The 14399-nt window shown below is 61.3% G+C and carries 14 protein-coding genes; 3 read left to right on the top strand and 11 right to left on the bottom strand.

The annotated features are described in order from the left end of the window. Position 1: 1 nt before the first annotated feature. The 3 genes from AC5Y42_RS15110 to AC5Y42_RS15100 are packed head-to-tail and all read right to left on the bottom strand — an operon-like array spanning position 2 to position 3289. The gene (locus AC5Y42_RS15110) at positions 2-1501 is read right to left on the bottom strand and encodes a flavin-containing monooxygenase (RefSeq protein ID WP_046285467.1); all 1500 of its coding nucleotides are present in this window, start codon (positions 1499-1501) and stop codon (positions 2-4) included. Beyond that, the gene (locus AC5Y42_RS15105; RefSeq protein ID WP_046285466.1) at positions 1498-2421 is read right to left on the bottom strand and encodes a hypothetical protein; all 924 of its coding nucleotides are present in this window, start codon (positions 2419-2421) and stop codon (positions 1498-1500) included. The genes AC5Y42_RS15110 and AC5Y42_RS15105 overlap by 4 nt, the downstream gene beginning before the upstream one ends. A gap of 1 nt (position 2422) precedes the next feature. Further along, the gene (locus tag AC5Y42_RS15100) at positions 2423-3289 is read right to left on the bottom strand and encodes an SDR family NAD(P)-dependent oxidoreductase (RefSeq protein ID WP_046285465.1); all 867 of its coding nucleotides are present in this window, start codon (positions 3287-3289) and stop codon (positions 2423-2425) included. Between the two features lie 128 nt (positions 3290-3417). Here AC5Y42_RS15100 and AC5Y42_RS15095 point away from each other — a divergent pair, with 128 nt between their 5' ends. Next, positions 3418-4050, top strand: coding sequence for a TetR/AcrR family transcriptional regulator (locus AC5Y42_RS15095; RefSeq protein ID WP_095562669.1), 633 nt, complete (start codon positions 3418-3420; stop codon positions 4048-4050). Positions 4051-4216: 166 nt separating this feature from the next. Here AC5Y42_RS15095 and AC5Y42_RS15090 read toward each other — a convergent pair whose 3' ends face one another. Next, the gene (locus AC5Y42_RS15090) at positions 4217-5086 is read right to left on the bottom strand and encodes a metal-dependent hydrolase (RefSeq protein ID WP_068157895.1); all 870 of its coding nucleotides are present in this window, start codon (positions 5084-5086) and stop codon (positions 4217-4219) included. A 73-nt stretch (positions 5087-5159) separates the two neighbouring features. Between AC5Y42_RS15090 and AC5Y42_RS15085 the strand changes: the two genes are divergently transcribed. Continuing rightward, positions 5160-5849: a TetR/AcrR family transcriptional regulator gene (locus AC5Y42_RS15085; protein WP_012394821.1), complete on the top strand. Its 690-nt coding sequence runs from the start codon at positions 5160-5162 to the stop codon at positions 5847-5849. A 162-nt stretch (positions 5850-6011) separates the two neighbouring features. Here the strand turns inward: AC5Y42_RS15085 and AC5Y42_RS15080 are convergent, their stop codons facing one another. Then, positions 6012-6389: a PaaI family thioesterase gene (locus AC5Y42_RS15080; protein ID WP_016889187.1), complete on the bottom strand. Its 378-nt coding sequence runs from the start codon at positions 6387-6389 to the stop codon at positions 6012-6014. Here AC5Y42_RS15080 and AC5Y42_RS15075 point away from each other — a divergent pair. Beyond that, complete coding sequence (locus AC5Y42_RS15075) at positions 6357-6641, top strand: hypothetical protein (protein ID WP_012394823.1); 285 nt, start codon at positions 6357-6359, stop codon at positions 6639-6641. The two genes, AC5Y42_RS15080 and AC5Y42_RS15075, sit on opposite strands and share 33 nt — an antisense overlap. Before the next feature lie 335 nt (positions 6642-6976). On the opposite strand, the gene AC5Y42_RS15070 is transcribed toward AC5Y42_RS15075, so the two are convergent. The 6 genes from AC5Y42_RS15070 to AC5Y42_RS15045 form a co-directional block, all read right to left on the bottom strand. Next, complete coding sequence (locus AC5Y42_RS15070; protein WP_042789224.1) at positions 6977-8077, bottom strand: BtrH N-terminal domain-containing protein; 1101 nt, start codon at positions 8075-8077, stop codon at positions 6977-6979. A gap of 277 nt (positions 8078-8354) precedes the next feature. After that, a complete protein-coding gene (locus AC5Y42_RS15065; RefSeq protein ID WP_012394825.1) occupies positions 8355-9461 on the bottom strand; it encodes an NDMA-dependent alcohol dehydrogenase in 1107 nt (368 codons plus the stop codon). Positions 9462-9507: 46 nt separating this feature from the next. Beyond that, positions 9508-11124, bottom strand: coding sequence for a fatty acid--CoA ligase (locus tag AC5Y42_RS15060; protein ID WP_016889190.1), 1617 nt, complete (start codon positions 11122-11124; stop codon positions 9508-9510). Between the two features lie 48 nt (positions 11125-11172). Continuing rightward, complete coding sequence (locus AC5Y42_RS15055) at positions 11173-11583, bottom strand: SCP2 sterol-binding domain-containing protein (RefSeq protein ID WP_016889191.1); 411 nt, start codon at positions 11581-11583, stop codon at positions 11173-11175. Positions 11584-11844: 261 nt separating this feature from the next. Beyond that, complete coding sequence (locus AC5Y42_RS15050; RefSeq protein WP_012394828.1) at positions 11845-13047, bottom strand: NAD(P)/FAD-dependent oxidoreductase; 1203 nt, start codon at positions 13045-13047, stop codon at positions 11845-11847. After that, complete coding sequence (locus AC5Y42_RS15045; RefSeq protein WP_046188902.1) at positions 13044-14384, bottom strand: cytochrome P450; 1341 nt, start codon at positions 14382-14384, stop codon at positions 13044-13046. The genes AC5Y42_RS15050 and AC5Y42_RS15045 overlap by 4 nt, the downstream gene beginning before the upstream one ends. Positions 14385-14399: the final 15 nt, after the last annotated feature.

The raw sequence follows: 14399 nt of genomic DNA, 5'->3' as shown, positions 1-14399 counted from the left end.
TTCAGCGTGTTTGTGTCAACTTCAGGTCAGCATCGTCACGCCGAGTGATGTCGTAATCCCGCATATCCAGACGGGACAGTTCCCTGGTGAACTGAGTCGCAAAGCCCGGATACATCGTGCCGTTATAGCCGTCCTCCGTTAAATACCAGCTGCTGCAACCCGAGTTCCATGTCGTGCGTCGTAACCGCCGCTGAATATTGGAGTGGTACGCGTTTTGGCTACCCTCTTTCACATCCAGGGTATGGACTCCGTTACCTTCGTCGCGCAAGAGCTCGATCGCTTTTACGATGTAATCGATTGCTGCCTCCATATATAGAAGGGCAGAGTTGTGGCCAGGACCGGAATTAGGCCCGAAAGTGAAGAACAAATTCGGATAGCCGGCCACACTCACGCTCTTGTAGGCAAATCTCCCCTCAGACCACGCGTCTTCGAGTTTTCGTCCGTCGCGCCCTCGGATCGGAAATGGCGTACCGCGTTTACACACATCGAAGCCTGTCGCGAATACTATGCAGTCCACCTCATGCTCGATGCCGTCGGCGGTTCGAATTCCGTTCGGAGCCAGTGTGGCGATCGGCCAGCTGACGAGTTTGCAGTTATCGGCCTGGAGAGCAGGGTAATAGTCGTTAGTCATAAGCATGCGTTTGCACCCAGGTCTGAACTGCGGTGTTAGCTGACGTCTCAACCAGGTATCCTTCACCTGCCGACGCAGATTCGCCTTCGCGGCCGCTTGGATGACAGATGTGGCAGCGGTATCCCAAACCATGCCCACGGCCATGACCTCATGCGCCCAGAACCACGCACCTCGTAGGGCCTGTTCGGTTGCCGGCATGCGCTTGAAAGTCGAACGCGCCCAGGCCGGATGCCGGAAATTCACCCTCGGTAGGACCCAGCCGGGCGTCCTCTGAAACACCTTGACCGACGCCGCCAACTGGACCAATTCGGGAACGATCTGCACAGCGCTCGCCCCGGTCCCGATAACCGCCACCCTCTTACCGCTCATGTCATAGGAGTGGTCCCACCGAGCACTGTGAATCTTTTTCCCCTCGTACGACTCGATGCCACGAATATCCGGGAAACTGGCGTCAGCAAGTGGTCCGCTAGCCATCACGACTGAACGGCCCCTATACCGCCTGCCGCCGGTCGTGTCGACAACCCACTCTCCGGCATCCTCGTCGAATTCCAGTGCACTCACGTCCGCACCGAAATGAATGAACCTCCCAAGATCGTATTTCGCGACAATCGCGTCGATATAGGCGAGGATCTCTGCGCTCCCCGAGTATGCGCGAGTCCAGCCTGGGTTCGGCTCGAACGAGTAGGAGTACAGCAATGACGGAATGTCGCAGGCGGCGCCGGGGTAAGTGTTGTCACGCCAGGTGCCCCCGATGCGATGTGATCGCTCCAAGATGACAAAGTCGTTAATGCCCGCTTGAAGCATTCTCATCGCCGTACCGATACCCGCGAAGCCGGCGCCGACGATCAAAGTCGTTACCGTGTCCGTCATTTAGCGACCGGTTCATAGGTCAGTTCATCCGTCCATGAAGGCGGTCGCCCGAGTACTTGCACGGGGAAGATGTCGATCGCATTGCCTAAGCGCTGGGAAACGAAGTGAAGGGGTTGGGACCGCTTGATCGAGGAGGACATGTGGGCCTTCAAGATGTGATATCCAGGCACCCTCCGCGTGTGCTCACTGCGGTCCCCGACATTGCCATATCGCGTCACCGCGTTGTACAGCTTCTCTTCGGATAGCCCCATCGCGTTGAGATTCATCAACATGCGCGTGAGAAGCGGTATATACAGCAACGCGCCAGTGAGAATACGGGGGTCCATCACAGCGCCGACCGTTTGGATTGCATGGATTCGCATGGGACTGGCGCCGAGGTCATTCAGGACTTGAAAACCTACTGCAAGGTGCCGCGATTCGTCGCTGTTGACCTTATTGAATACTTCCCCGCAAATTGGGTCGTCGACCTCATCAAGGAGAAATTTCAGCAGGGCCCCGTCCAGCGCGGTCTCCAGTGCGGGAATCGCGGCGCCGATGACAGTCAGGGGAAGAGCCTCAGCGTACCGATCTAGCCACTCGATCACGAGACGGATGTTCTTATTCGGTACAGGCTTTTCGCCTTCCTCGATCATGCCCCAGCGACGCATCAGAGCAAGTTCGGCGTTGGCGTGACGCTGCTCCTCGGCGTGAAAGTAACGGTAAATGTCTCCGAGCGCTTCGAAGGGCGCCTTCGGGGCCATCGCAGCAAAGGCGCGCGCTCCGACATGCTCAATCCACACCACGTCGGACATGAATTGCTTGAGTTTGGGACGCTGTTCGTCGGTGATCAACTCCGCACCAGGGGCGTCCCAATCGATATCGGCGAGAGCCCATTGCTTGTTCTTGATCGTCTCGAGCATGTCGCTATATGCGAACGCCATTTCACTGCTCCCTCTGGTCGGCTGGATCGTTCCACGAGGCCATGCGCTCCACCAGCCCCAACGCGCGCGTAAACGGACCGGGTAAAGCTCTTTTCAGTTGCCACAAAATTTTCGCGTCCAGTTGGGGCACGACATAGATTTGTCCGCGATCGTGCGCGTTCAGAGTCGTTCGAGCCACTTGATCCGGCGAAATGCCGGTCCACCTCATCAGGTTGGTCGCGAGTCTCGCCGCCGACTCCTCAATCTGAGGATTATTGGCGATGTTCGTCTTGACGAAGGTGGGGCAAAGCACTGTGACGTTGACGTTGGTACCGCTGAGTTCGGCCGCCAATGTCTCGGACAGAGCGAGCACGCCGGCCTTACTCACGTTGTATGCGCCCATTCGGGGCGCCGAGCCGAAACTTGCGGCGGACGCCACATTGATCACTCCGCCCCGGCCGTTGCTCCGGAGGCGAGGAACAAAAGTCTCGCAACCGTAGATAACACCCCAAAGGTTGACAGAAATCGCAGCGTTCCAGTCCTCGACCGACGTATCGCCGATGCGATTGCCGCCGGCACCGATTCCGGCGTTGTTGATCACCAGACTCGCCGCCTTGCCGAACCAGTCTTCACTGGCATCAGCGAGGTTACGGACCTGCTCAAGTTCGGTGACGTCGCATACGACGTCGAAACCCTCGCCGCCGGCCTGCCTCACCATCTCGGCCGACTCCTTCGCAGTGATGGGGTCTTTGTCCGCACACACAACACGTCCACCTCTGCGAGCAAGCTCAACGGCGAACGCGCGGCCGATACCGCTCCCTGCGCCTGTGACTACTGCGTGGGCGCGGTGGGTTCTACCTGGTGAATTACCGAACGGCAAGAACCTCATCTGCTTGCCCTTTGGATCGCGACACTGATTTCCGGTGCGGGAGGATATTCATTTGGGGGCATCAGCCACCATTGGGGTCGCATGCCACCAGTTTGGGCGTGAGCCCGACGTTTTGTCAAGATGGTGAGGTGAGGTCGAGAAGCAAGGTCTGGGGTGGTCGGACCGGTGCTGAGCGTCGAGCAGAGCGACGGCAGCAATTGATCGAGGCTGCGACCGAGATTTGGAGTGAGAGCGGTTGGGCCGCAGTGACTATGCGCGGCGTTTGCGCCCGGACAGGGCTCAACGATCGATACTTCTACGAGGACTTCAAGACGCGCGAGGATCTTCTCGTCGCAGCGTGGGATGGCGTTCGCAATGACATGCTCGGCGAGGTTTCCGCGCTCTTCGACGAGCGTGTGGATCGGCCGCCGATCGAAACCATCACCGCGGCGATCGCCATCGTGGTTGACCGGATCGCACGCGATCCTGGCCGGGCGCACATCCTCCTCGCTCAGCATGTAGGTAGCTCACCGCTGCAAGATCGCCGCGCTGTGGCGCTGCAGGAGGCAACGCAGTTGGTCGTCGAGGCAAGCCGGCCACATCTCAGAGAAGACGCCGACGAGACGGCCCTTCGTATGGACACTTTGGTTGCGGTGGGGGGGTTCGTCGAAGTCATCACGGCCTGGCACTCCGGTTTGCTTGCGGTGACCGAAAAGGAAGTGGTCGCGCACACTAGCCGACTGGCTGAAACCTTGGCTCAACGCTACGTCGTCAGCGGCTGAGGCTTAACCTTTCCGTGAGTTTCGAGGCCGACTGCATTTGTCTGTATGACTGTCGCCTTGACCCGCCACCGGGCATCCAATCCGTGACGACAGGCGCGCTGTCGTTTGTTTGGAGGAACGACGCAGAAACAGTGTCTTTCTGCGTCGCCCTCCTCACGCACTTTTGCTACCCAGGCTGAGCGATGACCTTCTGTGAGCCGTCTTGGTCGAACAGTTCCTTGCTCCATCGCTCCAGGACCGCGGCACTGTCCCAATCATCAGGGTGGAAGCCGGGGCGGTTGTACGAACGGAATCGCTGCAGCGCATCGGCGGTGAACATCGGGGTGCGACTGAAGCGATGTAGGCTACGCACCAACGTGACCGGGTTATACGAGGCCTTGTCAGAGGCCATCGAAAGCGCAGTCTGCAGAATGAGTTCGCCGAACAGAATTGCAGAGGCGATCCGCATGCCCCGTACGCGGGTGCGCTCGGTGCCTCCAATCAGCCGATAGGCGTCGAAGGCGACGGCTTTGTGCTCCGACTCCTCGAACGCATGCCACAGCAGAATCGGTCGAACCTCTGTCTGTCCGATGAGCTTCTGCGCGTCATCGCTGGTGAGAATGATTTCAGCGAGCGTCGCGGTGTAGTGCTCCAATGCAGAGGTCATCGACAGCCGCATTTCTGGCGAAAAGCGCCGCTCCAATCGCTTGATCAGGCGTGCGACGTGGCGGTCGATCCGCGCGGTCGGATAACCCATGGCCTGGAGCCGTTCGTTGAGGAGCCGATGCTGGTGTCGGTGTGTGGCCTCTTGCCCGATGAAACCCTTGACCGCTGTCAGCAATTGGGGATCGTCGATGGAACTCTGGAAATACTTGACCGAGCGGATGAAGAAGTCTTCCCCTTCCGGGAAGGTCGCAGAAAGCACCGAGATGAAATGGCTCATCACCAGGTCGCCATCCACGAAGTGTCGCCGCTTCGTGGAGGTGGGCATGGGGAAACGAACGCGCCGGGGTTTTGGCAATACACGGCTCTTGGTCGAGGCTCGATCTTCCGGCATCTTGACGGGGTCCTTCCTCCGTTGCGTGATCTGACTTTAGGCCTTGTCACATGAGACTGCCAGAATGTAGGGCATGAGTCCAGCACGTGTTTATGGCGGGCTGTCCGCAACTCAACGCGATGCGCAGCGCCGCGCACTGCTGATTGACGCCGCGGTCGCGCTCATGGGCAAGCAGGGAGCCGCCGCGTGCACCGTGACCGCTGTGTGTACGGAGTCAGGAGTGACGAGCCGGTACTTCTACCAGCAGTTTCGCGACAGAGACGCGCTCCTGCGTGCGATGTTCACCAAGATCTCCACCACCTTCCAAGCCGTGATCACCAAGGCGATACCGGATGACACCGTTGCTCCTCAAGAACTCGCTTACGCTCCGATAAAGGCCCTGGTTCAGATGATCGAGAACGATCCCAGCATGGCCCGCATATTGTTTGTCGAATCGGGCGCTGAACCCCTGCTTCGGCAGCTGCGAAGCGAACTGATGTCCGAATTTGCGGAGCTCGTCCTCAGAGAGGCCCGCCTGCATCTCGATATACCCAGCGAGGTGATTCAGGTCGCAGATCTCGCCGCTACCTACGGTGTCGGGGGCCTGTTCGAGATTCTCCGTCGCTGGATAGACGGACAACTAAACCTATCGACCGAAGTGCTTATCGAGCATTGTGCGGGTTTTCTCGGCAGTCTTGGCCTGTATACCCTCGGCCAGAAACCTGACCCGGCCGCTTCGCACATCCAGGTCGATATCAACTCCCCGGCGGGCCACAACAGATGAGACCGGCGGTATTTTCGCCGACACGCTGCGGCGTCACGCTACCGAAGGCTGGTACACCACGATGTGGTCGAGTACGCGTTTGCTTAGCAAACCCCCTGTCGGCCCCGGTTCAATCCTGAGCAGCCTGCGCCGGTTGAAAAATGAGCAGATTTACGGGTTGAGTCATCCTTCCCAGGGTGGTCGCGCAGTGCAGCGTATTGACGACGCCTTCTGTATGGAGCTAGTGAAGTGATCCAGCGTGACGACGACGAATAACCCGGACGCGGACGCGACCAGCTGGCCGGTGGCTTCCTCGCGCAATTCTGTCCGCACTTCGAGTTTCCGGCCGGTTCTGGACACGAGCTCCGCGCTGACCTCGTAGGGAACCCCCAGCAATACCGGCGCGAAGAACTCGGTGTCGAGCTTACGGGTGACGGCCATCTCACCGACGACGTAGAGCAGCATGCCCACCGTGTCGTCAAGAACCGTCATGACTGCGCCGCCATGTGCGATCCCGGGTGCGCCGCGATGTCGGCCGTCGAAGATATGCCTGGCGCCCACCCCGTCGCCACGCCGACGCGCTCGCAGGCGATGACCGTGCGGATTGTCTGTGCCGCAACCAAGGCACCACGGATGGTGCGCATCGAGGTAGTCGCCGTCGGCGGCGATAACACGATTCTGAAAGTTATGCCACCACGCGATGGCCGAATCTTCTTCCGCTTGCTCGTCGATGACGAAATCCTCCTAAATAGGACCACGCAGTGCATGGACCACCATGCGACTGAAGAACTGCGCCGACGTCGGCTGGGCTGATCGCCCGAAGACAGTATGTAAAGGACTCGTTAGCCCGCCGAGATCATCGCTGCGGTACACCTTCCAGTTCCGTCACTATCAGCCATTTGGTCCTGCCCCGCAATACGCCCTCGACGCTGTCGCCGCATAGCTCGCCCGATAATGCTCGGGGTCGTCGTCGGTGCTATAGGGGTCATACCAAATCCTGTCCCCCACAGCGGTGACGGTCAACCTCGCCTTCTGCACAAGGGTCACGAACGTCACCGACCGCGTTCTGGGCGAAGCGCTGAACATCGTCATGCTGCCAATCGAGAAACCAGTAGTCTTCAGGAAACTCGATTGATTTGAAGTGCCACTCACAGATAGCCTTTCAGATGAGCTTCGATGCCGGTATCGACAGTGCCAACGGATCGACTGGCCGTTTCGAGGGCTTCGACGAGGCGCGTTTCGGCGTCCGGGATCGTCGCGGCGACTTTGGCCGCAGCTAGACTACGACTCCGTAGCGATGTGCCGGCATCCGTGGCTGCGGCCGCAAGCGTAGACCACGCTTTGGAAGCATGTCGGGCCGCGGCAGCCGCTTCGGCAGTGGCGGCGTCATCTAGGAGATCGGCGATGTTCTGGCAACCGTCTGCCTGCAGCGTACGAAAGAGCCCGCCGCCGGTACCGGCTTTCTCGATGAACGCCCCGAGCCCGAACAATGCCGCGGTCAGGGCATCGTCATCGAACAGCGTTGGCCAATGCCCTACGTCATCGGCGAAGTCCTGCACACCCTTCAAACCGGAAGATTCGACTTCAGCTGCCTCGATGCGCAGTAGCGGCGCACCTACGGCACCGCCGCGCATGAACGCTGCGCTCGCGGCGAGTGCAGCGGCCGCGATCGGCCCAAGGTCTGGCACTCGCTCTGGCCAGTCGACGTGATATGTGGTGTGCCGGGTAGGTGTGGGAAACCCGACCGAGGACCGCGCCCGGCGTAGGTCGTCGTAGGCCACCGTCTGGGTTGTCTCGCGGTCATTATCGACCACATAGGCGACCCGTTGTTCGTCATCGTATCCGGTGATGACAATGTCGTGACGGCTCATGTGCAATCGGACGCGCAGGTAAGGAAGTTCGCCGATGTCAGCCCAGACCATGACGGGTCGACCTTTGTCGATTTCGTCGGTCACAAATGCCCATCCCACGTCCGGGTCATCGGTCGATCGCACGACGAACTTTGCGCCAACCCGGGAGAGGTAATCCTGTTCCAGGTCGCTTCCTCGTCCTACCAGGTACACCTGGGGGAACAACTGCGTAGAGCGGACGTACGAGAAGTCCAAGACTCCGCCGAGGGTGAAGACCAATCCTTCACTGAGTGCTTCTGTCCCCCATCCGAGTTGGGCCCATTCAGTAAGGTCACGAAGCGCACCGGAACCACAGTGCCCTCCCCTCCTATGGGGATAGGGAACTTGAATCCTCGTCATCGCCGCTTCCTTCCTTGTCAGTAGCACTGTTGAGACTCGTCAAAAGCTACGTTTCATCACGGCTTCCCGGCTGACAGTAGGTGCCAACACCAACACGCGTGACCGCAGCCAACCTCAGCCGCGCATCTCGACAGCCTATGGCGATGGGGCACATTGACTTTCGATCGCTAGTCCTGCATCAACACGTCAACGGTAAGAGCCACAGACGCGCAGCACTCAACCGTTGTACTCAGCTCGCTTGCTCCCGTGGTCGCGCTCCCGCGCTTCGGCTGCTTTATCAGAATCGGATGAGTCCTCGGATGTTGCGGCCCGATCGCATATCCGCGTAGCCTTCGTTGATCTGATCGAGGGTGTACTCACGGGTGATCAGCTCATCCAGCTTGAGGTGTCCGGCGTTGTAGAGCTCGACGAGCCGCGGGATGTCGTGGGCGGCGTTCGAAGAACCGTACAGAGCGCCGCGGATCTGCTTTTCATACAGCGTCAATTCCAGCAGTGAACCCGACATCGAGGTGTCTTCGGGGTGCCCGATCGCGGTAACGACCACACGGCCGCGTTTACCGACCAAGGACAGCGCCTCGCCGATGTAGGACCCTTCGGCGACATCGGTGGTCAAGACGCAGACATCGGCGAGTTTGCCGCGGGTGATGTCACTGATCAGTGACCAGGCCTCGTCGATCGTGGCAACGGCATGCGTCGCACCGAAACCGCCGGCTTGTTCACGCTTGAACGCCACCGGATCGACAGCCACGATGTTCAACGCGCCCGCGATGCGGGCACCCTGAATCGCATTCATGCCGATGCCACCGGCTCCGATCACCGCCACGGTATCCCCGGCACGCACCTCACCGGTGCGCACCGCCGACCCGTACCCGGTCGTCACACCACACCCGATCAACGCCGCCTTGTCCAGCGGTGTCCCCTGGTCGATTTTGACCAGAGACGCCTTGGGGACCACGGTGTATTCCGAGAACGTGCCCAGCAGGCACATCTGGCCGACGTCCTCACCCCTGGCATGGAAACGGTAAGTGCCGTCGATCTGGGGTCCCATCATGAGCGCGGCACCCAAGTCGCACATGTTCCCCATCCCCCGCGCGCAATAGGAACAGTGCCCGCACGACGGCAGGAACGTCAGGATCACCGAATCGCCCTCGGCGACGTTCTCGACACCCGCACCCACTTCGACCACGGTGCCGGCACCCTCGTGGCCACCGACGACGGGCAGCGGAATGGGCAGGTCGCCGGTCACGAGGTGTTCGTCGGAATGGCACAACCCGGTCGCGGTCAGCTGGACGAGCACTTCATCGGGGCCGGGAGGATCCAACTCGATGTCCTCGACTTCCCACTTTTCTCCTAGGCCCCACAGCACTGCAGCACGTGTCTTCATGTGTGTCTCCTTAACGTCAGTGTTTCGGTCGCAGTGGATTGATGATTCACGCCAGCGTCTCGATGATGAGGTCACCGTCGGCGAACTGGCGGCGCAGCTTCTTCTTGTCGAACTTGCCAGTGGAAGTCAGCGGAATGTCGGTGACGAACGCCCACCGTTCCGGTAGCCACCACTTGGCCACCCGCGCACGCAGAAATTCGGTCAGCTCCGCCGCGGTGGCGGTGCGGTCGGCAGCCAGGACGACCACCGCCAGCGGCCGTTCCTGCCACTTGTCGTCGGGCACTCCAATCACCGTGGCGGTGCGCACCGCAGGGTGAGCGGCCAACTCGTTCTCCAATTCCACCGAGGAGATCCATTCGCCCCCGGACTTGATGACATCCTTGGAGCGGTCGGTCAGCGCGATGAGCGCGTCCGCGCTGATCGTCCCGACGTCCCCGGTACGCAACCACCCGTCCGGCGACGCCGCCGGACTGTCATTCTCGTAATACGACTGAGTGATCCACGGGCCGCGGACTTGAATCTCCCCCACCGATTTTCCGTCCCACGGTTGTTCTGCACCGCTGTCATCGACGATGCGGGCCTGCACACCGGCCACCACCCGGCCTTGGGTTGCGCGCAGGTGAAGCGACCTCTCCGGGGTATCAGAACTCCGCGGCAGAGCGACCGAGGCCAGCGGGGAAGTCTCAGTCATCCCCCAAGCCTGCACAATGCGGATGCCCAGCTCGTCATAGGCGGTCATCAACGACCGCGGAACCGCCGAACCACCGCAGGCCACCATCTTCAGCGAACTCACGTCATGGCCAGGATTGTCGCGCAAGTAATGCAGAACATCGGTCCAGATTGTCGGCACCGCCCCCGCCATCGTCGGCCGCACCGCCTCGATCATCTCCACCAAAGGCCCCGCCTGCAGGAAACGGTCAGGCAGCAGAAGCTGCGCGCCGGCCATCATCGCCGCATACGGCAACCCCCACGCGTTGGCGTGGAACATCGGAACGATCGCCAACACCGTGTCGTCATGACCGATGCCCAAGGCATTCGAGGTGCACGCCGCCTGAGAGTGCAACCACGTCGAACGATGGCTGTAGACAACACCTTTCGGGTGCCCGGTGGTACCGCTCGTATAGCACATCGCTGCAGCCGACCGCTCATCGACATCGGGCCACTCGAACGTACTCGACTGGGCGGCCACCACATCGTCGTACCGTAGGACGTCCTTTCCGCACCCCTCGACCGCGGCAAGATCGCCGGTTCCGGTCACTAGCACCGTGCGCACCGAGGTCATCGACGGCAACGCCGCCGCCAAAAGGGCAAGCACCGTACTGTCGACGATGATCACCCGATCCTCGGCATGATTGGCGATCCACGTCAGCTGTTCCGGCGGCAGCCGCAGGTTCAACGTATGCAGCACCGCGCCCATCGACGGCACCGCCGCGTAACAGTCCAGATGCTCCTGGTTGCTCCATTGCAGCGTCGCGACACGCTCATCTCCACGGATGCCGATCTGGCGCAAAGCATTTGCCAACCGTGCCGCACGCTCACCCACCTCGCGATAGGACACCCCAGAGATCTGCCGGGGTCCGCGCGCAGTCAGCACCTCGCGATCGCCATGGACTGCCGAAGCATGGGCCACGATCGCGGGCACAGTCAACGCAACGTCCTGCATCGTGCTCCTCATCGCACACCCGCCCTACAGCCCGCGGTGAGGCGAGGGTCACGCATCGATGAGGTCCTGCCGATTCTGGCTCTCCAGCATCAACCGGTACTCGGGGAACAGGTTCTTGGCCTGCGGGATCAACTTGATCAACTTCGGCACCGGACCTTTCGCACGTACCGTTCCCTTGGCCATCGCCATCGTCAAGTTCACCTTCCCCAACCAGAACTTGTTCCCCGTGTCTGCCGACATGAACAACTCCACGTTGGGCACCGCGGTACTGGCCGCTCCGGTCTCCACCACCTTGTTCGGCATGTCCACCGTCACAACCGCATCCGGATCTGTGTAATGCACCCGCAACACCACACCCGAATTCGCGAGCTTGTCCGCCAGACCCTCCTTCTCCAAACCCCGCCGAAAGATCCCGCCCAGGAAGGCATAGACCTCGTCCTCGTCCCTAAATACCGCCACCGTCAACCTCAACTAACCTCATTGTCAGAACAGAACAGAACAGAACAGGCACCGACTTCTGACGCTGCTCCTCCGGAAAGAATCGTCATGCTCGTTGGGAAACCCCACTAGGTCCTGATGCGCTGCGCCAAGGCGACCGCCGGGCAGCCGCTAGCGTTCCTTTGCCAGCGGGGCTGGATGGCAATTGTCACTGAAGTACCTCTCCAAGACACGCGTCGCATCCGCCGTCGTCGTTCCCACCGCCTACGCACCGCCGGCACCTCAGTCCGAGCCGGCGAGCACCAGTTCGGCCCGTTCGACGGCGACTTGCTGCGTGATGACCCGCTTGCTGAACATGAAGTCGCGGGGACGGTTGATGCAGTCGGCGGCAAGAAGCTCGCCGGCACGGAGGTAGAAGCAGGTGAAGTCGCGCTCCCGGGTCGGGTCGCCGCTGAGGACGACCTCGTCGTACCCGGTGTTGAGACCGGCGATCTGGAGCTTGAGGTCGTATTGATCTGACCAGAACCATGGAAGGGCCGCTATCTTCTTGGACTTCCCACAGACGGTCGCGGCGGCGACCTTGGCCTGCTCGGCCGCGCTCGGCACGGACTCCAGGCGGATGCGACGGCCGTAACGGGCCATGTCGTGGCTGGCGCAGTCCCCGGCGGCCACGATGTCGGGGTCGCTAGTCCGGGCCTGATCGTCGATCACGACGCCGTTGTCGACGACCAGGCCCGCGGTGGCGGCGAGCTCGGTGTTCGGCTCCACGCCGATGCCGACAATGACGAGGTCGGCGGGAATTGATTCGCCACCGGCCAGGATTACTTCGCGGACCCTGCCGTCGCCGGACAGAGCCTCGACCAGCGTGCCCGTCCGGATGTTGACGCCCTCCTCCCGGTGGATCCGGTCGAAGAACTCCGATACCTCCGGGGCGGTGACCCGTTCAAGGACGCGCCCGGTCGCCTCGAGCAGGGTGACCTCCAGACCCAGTGCACGCAACGAGGCGGCTGTCTCCAGTCCGATGTAGCCGCCGCCGACGATCACCGCCCGACGCCCGGGGCCGGCGGCCTCTCGGATCATCTCGCCGTCCGCGGCGGTGCGTAGGTAGAAGACTCCGGCCAGGTCCGCTCCCGGGGTGGGGAGCCGACGAGGCCGGGCGCCAGTGCACAGCGCGAGCTTGTCGTAGGGCAGTGCGTCGCCGGTACTCAGCACGACATGACCAGCCGAGCGGTCGACCGCCGCCACCGTCGCATCCAGGAGTCGGATCCGCTGCTTGGCGTAGAAATCCGAGTTGCGGATCGCGAGTTCGGCCAGTTCGCATTTGTCGGCCAGGTACGACTTGGACAGCGGGGGCCGCTGGTAGGGCAACGCCGACTCATCGCCGACGAGGACGATTTCGCCGTCCCACCCTTCTCGGCGAAGACTGGCGGCGAGCTGGGTGCCCGCGTGGCTGGCCCCCGCGATGACCGCTCGCTGCACGGTCATGCGCCACCTTTCGGGGTGAGGCGGACCATCAGCTTACTGATCCCCCTCACGAAGTTGGACTGCACGTACTCGGGCTCACCGACGACCTCGATGTTCTCGAACCGCGGAAGCAGCTCCTCCCACAGGATCCGCAACTGCATCTCGGCCAGCCGGTTACCCATACAGCGGTGCACGCCGAAACCGAAGGAGATGTGGTTACGGGCGTTGGCCCGATCGATAATCAGGTCATCGGGCCGATCGAACACGCGCTCGTCGCGGTTGCCCGAGGCGTACCACATCAGGACCTTGTCGCCCTTGCGGATGAACTGCCCGTTGAGCACAGTGTCGGCCTTGGCGATCCGGCGCATATGCGCGAGCGGGGTTTGCCACCGGATGATCTCCGAGACCATGTTGGGGATCAGCTCGGGGTTCGCCTTCAGCTTCTCAAACTGGTCAGGGAACTCGTTCAGCGCCAGAACACCACCGCTCATGGAATTGCGGGTCGTATCGTTGCCACCCACGATCAGCAATACCAAGTTGCCCAAGAACTCCATCGGGCGATCGATCAGGTCCTTGGTGCTCTCGTCGCTCTGCAACATGGTGATCAGATCGAAGCCGGGCAGCTCTCCGGCAGCTGTCCGGGCTGCCTTGTCCCGCCAGTGAGCGCTGAGACCTCTAGCCATATCGACCATGCCGCGAAATATCTCGTCGTTGTCCGAGGGCCCACCGTTGGCTTGCTCCATGGAGGTGGCGAGATCGGACCATTGGACGAGCTTGCGCCGCTGCTCGAACGGGAAGTCCAGCAGCGTGGCCAGCATGCGCGCGGTTAGCTCGATCGAGACGTGCTGCACCCAGTTGAACGGTTCGCCAAGCGGCAGAGCGTCGAGCACGTCTACCACCCGCTCGCGGATGAGGCCCTCCATCTCACGCAGGTTCTTCGGTGCGACCACACCCTGGACAGCCTGCCGTTGCCGGTCGTGTTTTGGGGGGTCCATCGCGATGAACATCGCAATGTCGAGGAAGCGCGGCGGGCTCCCGATGACGATGAACGGCTCGGAGGAGAAGACCTCGTGGTTCTTGTCGACGGCCACGATGTCGGCATGCCGCGTCACCGACCAGAACGGGCCGAACGCGCTGTGGGCCTGATAGTGCACGGGAGCCTCGTTGCGTAGGCGCTCGTAATAGGACTTCCAGCGACCCTGACGATAGAGGAAAGGATTGCTAAGGTCGATGTCGGTCAGTTCAACCTCGTCAGCCGGCGGGATCGGTCGCTCGATGAAGATTTTTTCACCGTTGGTGCCGGTGACCCAGCGCCGCGTTCTGTCGTAGAGGTGGGCGCCCTGGATTATTCGGTCCATCGGAATTGTTGCCTG

Source organism: Mycobacterium sp. NGS48 (assembly GCF_059812585.1).
This window is presented reverse-complemented; position numbering and strand designations above follow the sequence as displayed.